12 protein-coding genes are annotated in these 13,447 nt (G+C 66.4%); 5 read left to right on the plus strand and 7 right to left on the minus strand.

The features are described 5' to 3' along the window. The first annotated feature begins 1,014 nt into the window (after positions 1-1,014). Positions 1,015-1,554 (plus strand): protease adaptor protein RcdA, encoded by a 540-nt coding sequence (gene rcdA, locus P7D22_RS10885; protein ID WP_319934255.1) that lies wholly within the window; start codon positions 1,015-1,017, stop codon positions 1,552-1,554. 13 nt (positions 1,555-1,567) lie between these two features. On the opposite strand, the gene P7D22_RS10890 is transcribed toward rcdA, so the two are convergent. The 4 genes from P7D22_RS10890 to dinB form a co-directional block, all read right to left on the minus strand. Next, on the minus strand, positions 1,568-2,374 hold the full coding sequence (locus tag P7D22_RS10890; RefSeq protein ID WP_319934256.1) for an HpcH/HpaI aldolase family protein: 807 nt from the start codon (positions 2,372-2,374) through the stop codon (positions 1,568-1,570). Positions 2,375-2,576: 202 nt separating this feature from the next. Next, on the minus strand, positions 2,577-2,828 hold the full coding sequence (locus tag P7D22_RS10895; protein WP_319934257.1) for a hypothetical protein: 252 nt from the start codon (positions 2,826-2,828) through the stop codon (positions 2,577-2,579). 149 nt (positions 2,829-2,977) lie between these two features. Continuing rightward, positions 2,978-5,074, minus strand: coding sequence for an ATP-dependent DNA helicase RecG (gene recG / locus P7D22_RS10900; RefSeq protein WP_319934258.1), 2,097 nt, complete (start codon positions 5,072-5,074; stop codon positions 2,978-2,980). Between the two features lie 86 nt (positions 5,075-5,160). Then, entirely contained in the window at positions 5,161-6,243 is a 1,083-nt protein-coding gene (gene dinB, locus P7D22_RS10905) for a DNA polymerase IV (RefSeq protein ID WP_319934259.1), read from the minus strand. Between the two features lie 457 nt (positions 6,244-6,700). On the opposite strand from dinB, the gene P7D22_RS10910 reads away from it, so the two are divergent. Beyond that, complete coding sequence (locus P7D22_RS10910; protein WP_319934260.1) at positions 6,701-7,249, plus strand: FxDxF family PEP-CTERM protein; 549 nt, start codon at positions 6,701-6,703, stop codon at positions 7,247-7,249. A gap of 383 nt (positions 7,250-7,632) precedes the next feature. Here P7D22_RS10910 and P7D22_RS10915 read toward each other — a convergent pair whose 3' ends face one another. Then, complete coding sequence (locus P7D22_RS10915; RefSeq protein ID WP_319934261.1) at positions 7,633-8,580, minus strand: exopolyphosphatase; 948 nt, start codon at positions 8,578-8,580, stop codon at positions 7,633-7,635. Positions 8,581-8,813: 233 nt separating this feature from the next. Between P7D22_RS10915 and P7D22_RS10920 the strand changes: the two genes are divergently transcribed. The 3 genes from P7D22_RS10920 to zwf all read left to right on the plus strand — a co-directional run bounded on the left by P7D22_RS10920 (position 8,814) and on the right by zwf (position 11,234). Continuing rightward, positions 8,814-8,960, plus strand: coding sequence for a hypothetical protein (locus P7D22_RS10920; protein WP_319934262.1), 147 nt, complete (start codon positions 8,814-8,816; stop codon positions 8,958-8,960). Positions 8,961-9,037: 77 nt separating this feature from the next. Next, positions 9,038-9,592 (plus strand): hypothetical protein, encoded by a 555-nt coding sequence (locus P7D22_RS10925; RefSeq protein ID WP_319934263.1) that lies wholly within the window; start codon positions 9,038-9,040, stop codon positions 9,590-9,592. Between the two features lie 109 nt (positions 9,593-9,701). Beyond that, positions 9,702-11,234 (plus strand): glucose-6-phosphate dehydrogenase, encoded by a 1,533-nt coding sequence (zwf, locus tag P7D22_RS10930; RefSeq protein WP_319934264.1) that lies wholly within the window; start codon positions 9,702-9,704, stop codon positions 11,232-11,234. A gap of 139 nt (positions 11,235-11,373) precedes the next feature. Here zwf and P7D22_RS10935 read toward each other — a convergent pair whose 3' ends face one another. Both P7D22_RS10935 and secY read right to left on the minus strand, forming a co-directional pair. After that, complete coding sequence (locus P7D22_RS10935) at positions 11,374-11,976, minus strand: adenylate kinase (protein ID WP_319934265.1); 603 nt, start codon at positions 11,974-11,976, stop codon at positions 11,374-11,376. Further along, positions 11,973-13,307: a preprotein translocase subunit SecY gene (gene secY, locus P7D22_RS10940; protein WP_319934266.1), complete on the minus strand. Its 1,335-nt coding sequence runs from the start codon at positions 13,305-13,307 to the stop codon at positions 11,973-11,975. The genes P7D22_RS10935 and secY overlap by 4 nt, the downstream gene beginning before the upstream one ends. Between the last annotated feature and the right edge of the window lie 140 nt (positions 13,308-13,447).

A 13,447-nucleotide genomic window follows, 5' to 3' on the forward strand; every position in this document is an offset into this window, starting at 1 on the left:
AGATGTGTATAAGAGACAGGCGCAAGGGCGCCTATCCGCCGCCGCCCGGCGCCTCCGACCTGCTGGGCCTCGAGGTCGCCGGCCTCGTGGCGGGCTTGGGCGAGGGCGCCGGGCGCTATGCTTTGGGCGACGCAGTCTGCGCCCTGACGCCCGGCGGCGGTTATGCCGGCTATGTCGTGGCGCCCGAGCCGCAGGTGCTGCCGGTGCCGGCCGGGCTCGGGCTGCTCGAGGCCGCGGCCCTGCCCGAAACCTTCTTCACGGTCTGGACCAACGTGTTCGACCGCGGCGGCCTGAAGCGCGGGGACACGCTGCTGGTGCATGGCGGCACCTCGGGCATCGGCACGGTGGCGATCATGCTCGGCAAGGCTTTTGGGGCAACCGTGCTGGCCACGGCCGGCTCACCCGAGAAATGCCAGGCCATCCTGTCGCTCGGCGCCGACGGCGCCATCGACTACCGCGCCCAGGATTTCGTCGCCGCCGTAAAGGAGGCGACCGGCGGGCGCGGCGCCGACGTGATCCTCGACATGGTCGGCGGCTCCTATGTGGGACGCAACTACGAGGCCGCGGCCGAGCGCGGCCGCATCGTGCAGATCGCCTTCCTCGAGGCCGCAACCGCGACGGTCGACTTCACCAAGCTGATGACCAAGCGGCTGGTCCATACCGGATCGACCCTCCGGCCCCGCAGCATCGACGAGAAGGCCGCCATCGCGCGGGCGCTCGAAGCGGAGGTGTGGCCGCTGATCGAAGCCGGCACGGTGCGGCCCGTGATGGATCGCAGCTTCCCGCTGCGGGAAGCCGCCGACGCGCACCGCCGTATGGAGGCCGGCCACCATGTCGGCAAGATCATGCTGACGGTCGACGCCGCGTTAACCTTAAGCGGAAGTTAACATGGGGACGGGCGCTCCGGCGCGGTGCTTGCAACCATCCCGACAGTTACAACGAAGCGGTTCAAAACGAGACAAGGCGGGCATGGCCCCCCTTGTCCGTCGGGCCGTGACGCAAGCGAGGTCGAAGATGGCGAGCACGGAATTTCGGGACAACACGGTGAGCTTCGCCGATCGGCTTGCCTCGTCCCAACAGTTCAAGGCGCTGTTCCAGGATGGGATGCGGCTCGTCGAGGAGGTTGCGGCCTATCTGGACGGCCCCGGCCGCCAACAGTCGAAGGGGCTGCCGCGCCCGCTGGCGCTGGCCTATGCGGCCGAAAGCATGCGCTTGACGACACGGCTGATGCAGATCGCGTCCTGGCTGCTGGTGCAGAAGGCCGTCAACGACGGCGAGATCGCCGACGACGACGCGGCCCGCGGGCGGCAACGGCTCACGGCATCGAGCCAGGGCATCGCCTCGCAGGCGAGCCAGTTCGCCCAGCTGCCCGAGGATCTGCAGGAGTTCACGGCGCAGTCGCTGCGGGTGCATGCGCGCATCGTGCAGCTCGACGCCCAGGTGCATGCCAAGCCGGTGGAAGCGCCGCGCAGCGCGGCCGCCGGGGTGCAGGCCCAGTTCGACATTCTGCGCCGCGCCTTCCCGGGGCAGGCACAGCCGGGCCTCGGGGGCTGACGGCGCCGGCGCCCTAGTAGGCGGAACGGGCCGCCGGCACGGCGGCCTCGCCCAGCCGCTCGCGGACCTCGGCGAGGCTTGCGGCGGCGCCGCTCGCCAGGAGCTGCACGTCGCCCGGCAGCGTCACCATGTCGAACCCCCAGCCGACCGCGCGCGCCGCATAAGCGGCCGAGCCGCAATGCAGGCCGGTGCGCAATCCGGCCGCCTTGGCGGAGCGCAGGATGGCCTGAAAAGCCTCGATGATCTCCGGCTCCTCCCGGTCGAGGCCGAAGCGGTAGCGCCGCCCCGTCAACGCGATCGTCAGGTCCGACGGGCCGACATACAGCCCATCGAGCCCCGGCGTGCGAGCGATGGCCTCGAGGTTGCGGAACCCGGCCGCCGTCTCGATCATGGCGAAGCCAAGCATGTGGTCGTCGGCCGTGCCGTCATAAGGCATGCCGACCGAGAAGGCCGCCCGCGTCGGCCCGAACGAGCGCGTGCCGACCGGCGGATACCGCAGATAGGACACCAGCGCCGCCGCCTGTTCGGGCGTGTCGATCATCGGGGCGATGACGCCGAGGCAGCCGGCATCGAGGGCCCGCATCACGGCGGCCGGATCGAGCCAGGGCACGCGCGCGAGCGGCACCACGCCGCTGGCCCGCATGGCCTGCAACAGCCCCACCATGGCCTGGGCGTCGACGACCCCGTGCTGCAGGTCGACGGTCAGGCTGTCGTAGCCCTGGGCCGCCATGATCTCGGCCGAGAACGGGTTGGCGATCGACAGCCAGCCGTTCAGCACCGGGCGCCCTGCCGCCCAACGCTCCTTGAGTGGGTTGCGCATCGTGTTTTCCCTTCAGCCTGGGCTTTGACGGCGGGGCCGTCCCATCGTGAGGCCCACGCCTCCATGGTCCTTGAGCGATGGTCTGCGCTTCATGGCCGACGCGCAAGGCCAGCGCCAGCGCCCGGTCGTCCGTGCGGGCGCCACAACAACAAACGGCCCAGCCATGAGGACTGGGCCGCAACGGCGAGAAGCGTCCGACGGCTCAGTCGGTGCGGCCGGATTCCTTATAGGCGGCCTCGCATTTGGCGCTGATCTCGCTCTTGTGCTGCTTCATGCAGGCCGCGACCTTGGCCTCGTCCGGCATGGCGTCCTTGCAGAGCTTCTCGACGTCCGGGTAGCAGGCGGCCTGCAGCTTGTCCTCGGCAGTCGGCGCCTGGGGGCCGGCCGCCAGGGCGGGCGCGACGGCGGCGGACAAAAGCAGGCCGGCGGTGCAGAAGGTGCGGAACAGCGTCATCGGGAACTTTCTCGGTTGATCGGGACCGTTCTGGATCACCGGCCCTGAACGCAGAATGTACAAGGGTGGCATCGAGGTCCCGCGGCCCGCCCGACGGCGCGCCGATTCGCGCTGAGGTGTGTTGTTTCGGCCTCGCCGACGGCACGACGCTATCCCGCGGCCAGCAACCGCACGGCGGCATCGCGCTCGAACAGGTAGAGCAACGTGCGCAGCCGCACGCCGCGATCGGACGCAAGCTGCGGATCGTCGGCGAAGATCCCGGCGGCCTCCTCGCGGGCTTCGGCCAGGAGGGCGCCATGCTGGTCGAGCCGCGCCACGCGGTAGGTCGGCAGGCCCGACTGGCGGGTGCCGATGAGCTCGCCCTCGCCGCGCAGCTCGAGGTCCTTTTCGGCGATGACGAAGCCGTCCTCGGTGTCGCGCATGACCCGCAGCCGCGCCTCGCCGGTTTCGCCGAGCGGCCCCCGATAGACCAGCACGCAGCTCGACTTCGCGGCGCCGCGCCCGACGCGGCCGCGCAACTGGTGCAGCTGGGCGAGGCCGAAGCGCTCGGCATGTTCGATCACGATGACGCTCGCTTCGGGCACGTCGACCCCCACTTCGATCACCGTGGTGGCGACCAGCACCTGGGCTCGACCGGCGGCAAAATCCGCCATGGCCACATCCTTCTCGACCGCCTTCATCTGGCCGTGGACGAGCCGCACCGCGTCGCCGAAGGCTTCCCGCAGGGCGGCGTAACGGTCTTCGGCCGCCACGAGGTCGCTGTGCTCGCTTTCGCTGACCAGCGGGCACACCCAATAGATCCGGGCGCCGTCCCGGATGGCGCGCGCCAGACCCGCCACCACCTGGTCCAGCCGCTCGGCGCCGATCAGCACGGTGGTGATCGGCTGCCGCCCGGCCGGCTTTTCGCGCAGGATCGAAACGTCCATGTCGCCGAACACCGTCATCACCAGGGTGCGGGGGATGGGGGTGGCGGTCATCACCAGCATGTCGGCCGCGGTGCCTTTTTCGGCCAGCAAGAGGCGCTGGTTGACGCCGAAGCGATGCTGCTCGTCCACCACCACGAGGCCGAGGTCGCGGAAGGCGATCGGGTCGGTGAACAGCGCGTGGGTGCCCACCACGATGTGGATGGCCCCCGACGCCAGGGCTGCGAGCTTCGCCTCCCGCTCCTTCGGCCGGTCGCGGCCGGTGACCAGTTCCACCACGAGGCCGACGGTGGCACCGAGCGCGCTCAGGCGCTCGTGATGCTGGCGGGCCAGGATCTCGGTCGGCACCATCAGGGCCGCCTGCCGGCCCGCCTCGACGGCCGTCACCATGGCCAGCAACGCCACCACGGTCTTGCCCGAGCCGACGTCGCCCTGCAGCAGCCGCAGCATGCGCTCGGGCGCCGCGAGGTCGGCGCGGATCTCGGCCAGGGCCTGCGCCTGCCCGTCCGTCAGGCGGAACGACAGCGCCGCCTCGAGCCGATCCGCGATGGCGCCGGTGCCCAGCGTGCGTCGCCCATCGCCGGCGCGCAGCCGCCCGCGCACGCTGGCGAGGGCCAGTTGGCTCGCCAGCAGTTCGTCATAGGCGAGGCGCTGATGGGCGGGGCTCGTGGGCTCGACATCGGCCGGCTTGGCGGGCCGGTGCAGCGTCGCCAGAGCGGCGTGGAACTCCGGCCAGCCGCGCAGGATGCGGCGGTTGTCGTCCTGCCACTCGGGCAGGACCGGGACGCGCACGAGCGCGTCCGCCACGATGCGGCCGAGCACCCGGGGGAACAGCCCCTCGGTCAGCGGATAAATGGGCTCGACCGCCGGCATGGTGGCCAGGTCCTCGGCCGTCATCACCCGGTCGGGGTGCACCATCTGCAGGTGGCCGTCCCACAGCTCCAGCCGGCCCGACACCCAGCGGGTGGCGCCCACGGGCAGCATCTTGCCGATCCAGGCGGCGCTGTTGTGGAAGAAGATCAGCGTCACGGTGCCGGTGTCGTCCTCGACCAGCACCCGAAACGGCGCCTTGCCGGAGCGGCTCTGGGCCGGCGGCTGGTGATTGACCACCCGCACCTCGAGCGTCACCACCTGGTCGCGCGCGGCCTCGACGACCCGGGGGCGGGCGCGCCGGTCGATGACGCCGGTCGGCAGATGCAGCGCGAGGTCGAGCACCCGCGCATCGCGGCCGATAAGCCGGTCGAGCGTCGGCGCGAGCTTCGGCCCCACCCCCTTCAGGGTCTTGGCCGCGGCGAACAAGGGATTGAGGCTATCGGGGCGCATGGGGTCCGGAATTCATCCTTGTCCATAGCCAAGCCGGCCCCGCGACGAAACCCATGCGCCTCAACGACACCAAGGCTCTGCGGGCCTCAGATCTCGAAGCCGAGCTGTTCTTCCCGCAGGTCGCGTGGTGGCTCGAAACCTGACAGCGTGATGCCGAGCAGGCGCACGCCGCGCTCCATCGGGCAGAGGTCGCGCAGCAGGCCGCCCCCGGAAGCCGCGAAACGTTCGAACGAAGTCACCACATCGGCATGGCTCTGGGCCCGCGTCAGCTGGCGAAACGTGTCGAACTTGACCTTCAGGGTGACGGTGCGGCCGAAGCTGTTGCCGGAGGTCACGCGATCCCACACTTTGGTGGCGATCTCCCCCAGCGCGGCGAGCAGGTCCGCTTCGGCCCGCAGGTCGACCGGAAAGGTGCGCTCGGCGCCGATCGACTTGCGAATGCGATGCGCCCGCACCGGCCGCTCGTCACGCCCCCGCGCAGCCCAATAATAATAATCGGCCGACTTGCCGAACTGGTCCTGCAGGAAGGCCAGCGATTGGTTCTTCAGGTCGGCGCCGGTGGCGATGCCGAGTCGGGCCATCTTGGCGGCCGTGACCGGGCCGACGCCGTGAAAGCGCGACACCGGCAGGCCGGCCACAAAGGTTTCGCCCTGGCGAGGGGTGACGATGCAGAGCCCGTCGGGCTTGTGGTGGTCGGAAGCGAGCTTGGCCAGGAACTTGTTGTAGGACACGCCGGCCGAGGCCGTCAGGCCGGTCTCGGCGCGGATCGCGGCCCGGATGGCCTCGGCGATCGCGGTGGCGGTGCCGAGGCCGGCGGGGTCGGCCGTGACGTCGAGATAGGCCTCGTCGAGCGACAAGGGCTCGATCACATCGGTGTAGCGTTCGAAGATGGCCCGGATCTGCGCCGACACGTCCTTGTAGACGTCGAAGCGGGGCGACACGAACAACAGCTCCGGGCAAAGCCGCCGCGCCGTGACGGAAGGCATCGCCGACCGAACCCCGAAGCGGCGCGCCTCGTAGCTCGCGGCCGCCACGACGCCGCGCTCGCGTGAGCCGCCAACCGCGAGCGGCCGGCCGCGCAGCGCGGGATCGTCCCGCTGCTCGACGGACGCATAGAAGGCATCCATGTCGACATGGATGATCTTGCGGGATGAAGCCTCCGGATCCATAGGAACAGAAGAGGAACAATCAAACCCGGCGTCAAGGGGGAAGGTCCTCCCTAAACACGATTTTCACGGCGTCCTGGCAGCGCGGACCAGTTCGGGCTGCACAAGTTAAATAACAAGATCGAACACGCAATGGGTCCCTGTTTATTCCACGAGGCCGGGCGCCACTGTGCCCCACTCCGGCTCGTCGAACGTCGCGGCAATTCCACCGGTCAGGTTCGACTATGCTTTATGTGAAAAGATGGATCGACATCTTGCAAAAGCGGCCTACCGCCGAGTTTTAGCGTCTCAACAAATGATAATATTTGAACTTATTATTACAAAACAAACAAATGTAAGTGAACGTAGACATTTTTGTTACAAGAACATATTATGTCTGCGTTTTTATCTTAAATTAGTGTGCCAGATTCCGAGATCAATTTTCGTGACCGGGGACATTGCGTCCCCGAGGATGTTACTCATGACGTCATTGCTTAGGATAGGCTTGCTCGCCGGCGCTGTTATTTTCCCGGCTATCGCTCCGGCCCATGCCTCGACCATTTCCTTCGGGGTTGTCACGGGAACACCCGCGAACGACTCCCGATCGTGGATGAACACGGTCAAAGGCACGTTCACGGATTACGCAACCTTCTCCACCGTCTCGACCGCCTCCTTCTCGGCATCGATCACGAACTCCTACTCGTCCGCAGCGCAATACATCTCCGACTTTACGCTGGCTCTCTACAGCGGCAGCATCGGTTCTGGAACGTTGGTGACGTCGTTCACCAGCACCGATCCGAATGCTCCGCCAGAAACGCAAGGCACGAAGCTCAAGGCCTTTCTGCAACCTGCCAATAATTATTACCTGCAGGTCAGCGGCACCACGAGCGACACGCCGTCTTACGGCGGGTCCCTGGCGGTCTCTTCCGTCCCGCTGCCGTCGTCGGCGCCGCTTTTCGCCGCCGGCCTCTTCGGTCTCGGTGTTCTTGGCTACCGCGCCAAGCGCCGGAAGGTCCTTGTGCAGGCCTGATCGAACCCGCCACATAGCCGGATGCGCCCGCGGCTCACGCCGCGGGCGTTTTTAAATTATTCTCGCCGCCATGCGGAATCGTGCGTTCCAGCAAGGTCGCTGCCATCAGGAAGCCCATGGCGTTCTCTTGAATCTCCTCGTTGGTCAGCTGTCGGACTTGGCGAAAGCGTGGATGCCGATCTCGCAGACCTCCTGGATCTGTACGATCCTAACCGCCTCGGATGGCACTTCGGAGATGATGCCACACAGGGTGGGGAAAATTGTCGCTCATGGGGAAAGCCTAGGTGCCGGAAACTCTATTTGATTTGCCCGGCCCTTGTAGCCTCTCTTCAAATCGGTAATGCCGCAGTTTCCATACCGCTCTGCGTGGCTGCACGCTGCCCTTACGCTGCATCCGCCATCAGTTTCGGATTAAGGCGGGCAATGAGCTCGGCCTTGACGGTTTCGGCCCGGTCATTGGGGATCTGACACGTGCCGGCCGCCTCGTGGCCACCGCCGCCATAGCTGGCGCAGATGCCGCCGACGTCGACCGGCGACGAGCGGTCGAGGATCGACTTGCCGATGGCGAACACCGTGTTCTGCTGCTTCAGGCCCCACATCACGTGGGCCGAGATCGAGCAGTTGGGGAACATCGCATAGATGGCGAAGCGATTGCCGGCGTAGATGACCTCCTCGTCGCGCAGGTCGAGCAAGGCGAGGCTGCCGTGCACCGTGGTGCAGCGGGCCACCTGCGCGGCGAAGAGCGCCTGATGGGCCTCGTAAAGGTCGATGCGCTCGCGCACGTCCGGCAGCGCCAGCACCTCGTCGACGCCAAGGTGCCGACACTTGTCGATGAGCTGCATCATCAGCTCGTAGTTCGACACCCGGAAGTCGCGGAAGCGGCCGAGACCGGTGCGCGAATCCATCAGGAAGTTCAGCAGCGTCCAGCCGTGCGGCGCCAGGATCTCGTCGCGGCTGAACTGGGCCGAGTCGGCCTTGTCGACGGCCGCCATCAGGTCGTCGCCGACGTTCGGGAAGGCTGCGGCGCCACCGAAATAGCGGTAGACCACCCGGGCTGCCGAGGGGGCCGTCGCGTCGATCACATGGTTGTCGGGCGTCGCGCCGTGGCGGTCGACCTCACTCGAATGATGGTCGAAGGCGAGGTGACAGCCCGCCACATGGGGAAGGTTGGTGATGATGTCCCGGCCGGTGATCGGCACCAGGCCATCCTGCATGTCCTTGGGATGGACGAACTTGATCTCGTCGATCAGCCCCTTCTCGCGGAGCAGCATGCCGCAAACGAGGCCGTCGAAGTCGCTGCGGGTGACGAGACGGTAGGGGGACGAGGTCATGCGGCGGCTCCGGGGCATTCGCGTTGTAAGTGTGCCTCGTTCTTGCGCCGCAGAAACTAAGCGAAGGTGAGCGGCGGAGGTTATCCGCAAGCCCGGCTCGCCACAGGGTTAAGCTTGGCTCAAGCCAATGCTGGCAATGCCCGGGACCACGAGCCGGACATCGCCGGCGCGACAATATTTGCAGCTTGAGCTCGTCCGTCGCGGATGGGTCGCAAAAGTCCGATAGGCAGACGATGAACCGCAACCTCCTTTATCTGATCGTCGTCGCGCTGGTGGCCGTGGTGGCGGTGCTGGGCTACCAGAGCTACCAGGACCACAAGGAACCGCAGGGGGTGCAGATCAACGTCGGCAAGGACGGGATCGCCGTGACGAACAAATGACGCCGGTTCGACGTGACCGGCCCTGCGCGCCTTGCTAGACTCGCGGCGCATGATCGCGACACGGGACAGCCGGTTCGATGGATTTCAACGCGGCGCATAATCAGGCGCCTCTCGTGCGGGGCCGGGAATGCGGCTCCTGCACGATGTGCTGCAAGGTTTACAAGATCGAGGCGCTCGGCAAGCCGGAGGGGGCCTGGTGCACGCATTGCACGATCGGCTCGAGCTGCCGCATCTACGACAGCCGGCCCGACGATTGCCGACACTTCTTCTGCCTGTGGCGCACCGATGCGAGCCTGCCCGACATCTGGAAGCCAAATGTTTCCAAGCTGACGGCCGCCCTGTATCCCCGCAACGGCTTCATCTACATCCAGGTGGACGCTTCGGCCCCGCAGGCGTGGCGCAAGGAGCCGTATTTCTCGACGTTGAAGAGCTGGGCCGCGATCCTGCTGCCGCACAACCGGCACATCCTGATCTTCGTCCGCGATCAGGCGACCCTCATCATGCCGACCGGCCCGATCCTGATCGGCCCCATGTCGCCCGATGACGGATTCGTGGTGCGCGAAACCTTCACGGCAGCCGGCCGGGGGTTCGCCGTCGAGCGCGTGGCGCAGGCCAAGCCAACGGCCGCCTGAACGAGCCCGGCAACTTAAGGCACATCCCAATCGTTCGCAGGGCATCGGCTGCACCGTGCGCGTCGCTCGGCCGCAGCCGCCTGTTCGCCGCAATATCCAGGAGAGCGCCTTGGCCGATTCGATGCCCACAACGGAACCCAAGAAGGCCGACCATCCCGAGGCCTGCGCCATCGTGATCTTCGGCGCCTTCGGAGACCTGACGAAGCGCCTCGTCATGCCGGCCATCTACAACCTCGCCACCAAGAAGCAGCTTCCCGAGAAGGTCGCCCTGATCGGCGTCGACCTGGCCGATGGCGACGCGGCGGCCTGGGCCAAGCACCTGCACGACATGCTGGAAAGCTTCGTCGGCAATGCCTCGTCGGAGTTCGACGTCGACAAGATCGACGAAGACACCTGGAAGAACCTCGCGGCCACCATGAGTTATGTCAAAGGCGACATGACCAAGCCCGACCTCTACAACGATGTCGGGGCGGCGATCGACAAGGCCGGGTTCAAGGGCGGCAACGTCATCTTCTACATGGCGATCGCGGATCGCTTCTTCGGCACCGTGGCGACCGAGCTCGGCAAGGCCGGGCTGACGAAGCAAGACGACAGCCATTGGCGCCGTGTGGTGGTGGAGAAACCCTTCGGGCACGATGTCGAGTCGGCCGTGCAGCTCAACAAGACGCTGCTCGACTCGCTCGAAGAAAATCAGATCTTCCGCATCGATCATTTCCTCGGCAAGGAAACCGTACAGGCCATCGCGGCCTTCCGCTTCGCCAACGGCATGTTCGAGCCGCTCTGGAACCGTGACCGCATCGACCATGTGCAGATTTCGGCCGCCGAGGTCGTGGGGGTCGAGGCACGCGGCAAGTTCTACGAGGCGACGGGCGCCCTACGCGACATGGTGCCGAACCACCTGTTCACCCTGCTGGCCATGGTGGCCATGGAGCCGCCGGTGAGCTTCGACGCGACGGGCGTGCGCAACCGCAAGGCCGAGATCTTCACCAGCATGCCCCCGCTGAAGCCCGAGGATGCCGTGCGAGGCCAATACGGGGCCGGCACCGTTCAGGGCAAGGAAAAGGCGGCCTACCGGCAGGAGCCCAACGTGTCTCCCGACTCGAACGTCGAGACCTATGTGGCGCTGAAGGTCGGCATCGATTCCTGGCGCTGGGCCGGCGTGCCGTTCTACCTGCGCACAGGCAAGCACCTGAAGAACCGCGTCACCGAGATCGCAGTGCGGTTCAAGCCGGCGCCCTTGCAAACCTTCGCGGGCACCAACGTGTCGCAGCTTTCGGCCAACTGGCTGGTGATCCACATTCAGCCCGAGGAAGGCTTCTCGCTGCATTTCGAGGTGAAGAAGCCGGGCCCCGAGGTGGTGTTGGCCCCGGTCCGCATGGATTTCGCCTACAAGGACTTCTTCAAGCAGGAGCCCAGCGTCGGCTATGAAACGCTGCTGTATGACGTGATGATCGGCGACGCGACCTTGTTCAACCGCGCCGACATGGTGGAGGACGCTTGGCGGGTGGTGCAGCCGATCCTCGACGCCTGGAAGGAAGGCACGCCGGAAATCTATCCGTCGGGCGCCACGGGGCCGAAGGGTGCCGAAGATCTGCTGGCCGAGAGCGGCCGCAAGTGGCGGTCGCTCGACGACACCGCCTGAGCCACCAACCTGGCTGTCGCTGCGCGCCCCCAACGGGTTCGCAGCGACAGATCGGATTGCGATCCACCTTCGACCGACGGTGCGGCCGTCACTCCCAGACTGCCGGAGCCGAGCTTATCCGGCGACAAACGCTTTCATTTTAGCGGAGGCTGGCTCCGGCCGGGGCCGACAGCAGCGTGTCGATCTGACCCGTCACATCGGCGATCGGCGCCATGCCGTCCACCCGCTGCAATTGACCGGTCTGGCGATAATAATCGGACACCGGAGCGGTCAGGTCCCGGTAGGCGGCCAACCGCACCCGGAACGCTTCGGCATTGTCGTCGAGCCGCACGGTGCCCCCGGCCGCAATAGTTTCCTCGACCCGCTTGGCAATGCGGCCGGCCAGCATGTCCTCGTCGACGCCGAGCTCGATCACGGCATCGAGCGGCTTACCCTTCTGCCGCAACATGACATCGAGCGCCTTCGCCTGGGCGACCGTGCGCGGAAAGCCGTCGAGGATGAAGCCCCCCTTGGCGTCTTCTTCTTCGATACGCTCGGCCACGATGCCGACCACGATCTCATCCGACACGAGCTGGCCCGAGGCCATCACATCCTTGGCCCGGAGGCCCGTCGGGGTCTCGGCCTTCACGGCGGCACGCAGCATGTCGCCGGTCGAGAGTTGCGGAATGCCGTGCAGCGCCATCAGGCGGGCGGCTTGTGTTCCCTTGCCGGCGCCGGGCGGCCCCAGGAGGATGATCCTCATCGTTTCTTCCCTCTCAAGCGCGACTTCTTGATGAGCCCTTCATACTGGTGTGCCTGAAGGTGCCCGTGAATCTGCGCCACGGTGTCCATGGTAACGCTGACAACGATCAGGAGGGAAGTGCCACCGAAGTAGAAAGGCAGGGCCGCGTAGGAGATGAGCAGTTCGGGAAGGACGCAGATGATCGCGATATAGGCGGCGCCCAGCACCGTGATGCGGGTCAGCACCTTGTCGATGAAGGCCGCGGTACGCTCGCCGGGTCGAATGCCGGGCAGGAAGCCGCCGTGCTTGCGGAGGTTGTCGGCCGTCTCGGTGGGGTTGAACACCACAGCCGTGTAGAAGAAGGCGAAGAACACGATCATCGCCACGTAGAGCAGGATGTAGAGCGGCCGCCCGTGGCCGAGCAGGCCCGTGATCGTGCCGAGCCAACCGCCGGTGCCGGCATTGGCCGAGAAGTTCGCGATGGTAGTGGGCAGCAGCAACAGCGACGACGCGAAGATCGGCGGAATGACACCGGCGGTGTTGAGCTTCAACGGCAGGAACGAGGTCTGCCCTTCGTAGACCCGGTTGCCGACCTGACGCTTCGGATAGGTGATGAGCAGCCGACGCTGTGCCCGCTCCATGAACACGATGAAGGCGATCACGGCCACCGCCATGACGATGACAACGAGGATCAGCGGCGTCGAGATGGCGCCCTGGCGACCGAGCTCCAGGGTGTTGGCGATGGCGGCCGGAAAGGCCGCCACGATGCCGGCGAAGATAATCAGCGACGAGCCGTTGCCGATGCCGCGCGAGGTGATCTGCTCGCCGAGCCACATCAGGAACATGGTGCCGCCGACCAGCGTGATGACAGTCGACACAATGAAGAACACCCCCGGCTCGGTGACAACGCCCCCCTGCGCCGACAACCCGACCGCGATGCCATAGGCCTGGAACGTCGCCAGGATGACGGTGAGGTAGCGGGTATATTGGTTGATGACCTTGCGGCCAGCCTCGCCTTCCTTCTTCAGCGTCTCGAGCGACGGGATGACCGAGGTCATCAGCTGAATGATGATGGAGGCCGAGATGTAGGGCATGATGTTCAGCGCGAAGATCGCCATGCGCTGCACGGCCCCGCCGGAGAACATGTTGAACAGTTCGAGCACGCCCTGCTTGTGTCCCGTGAACGAGGCCTCGAAGGCGGCGGGATCGATGCCGGGCAACGGGATGTAGGTGCCGAGGCGGTAGATCACCAAGGCGCCCAGGGTGAACCAGATGCGCTTTTTCAGATCCTCGGCTTTGGAGAAGGCCGAGAAGTTGATGTTCGCCGCGAGCTGTTCCGCTGCCGATGCCATGAGGCGCTCCAAGGGGCGGCTGCCCCATCCCGGGCTCCCGGGATATTCTACGAAAAAAGCGGGACGATGGGCATCAGGCCCATGCGCCCCGCTTCGGACTTATCGTGGAGGGCGCGAAAGCGCCACGCCGAAATTGAGCC

Origin of the sequence: Lichenihabitans sp. Uapishka_5, from assembly GCF_033947565.1 — a bacterium.
Lineage (GTDB): Bacteria > Pseudomonadota > Alphaproteobacteria > Rhizobiales > Beijerinckiaceae > Lichenihabitans.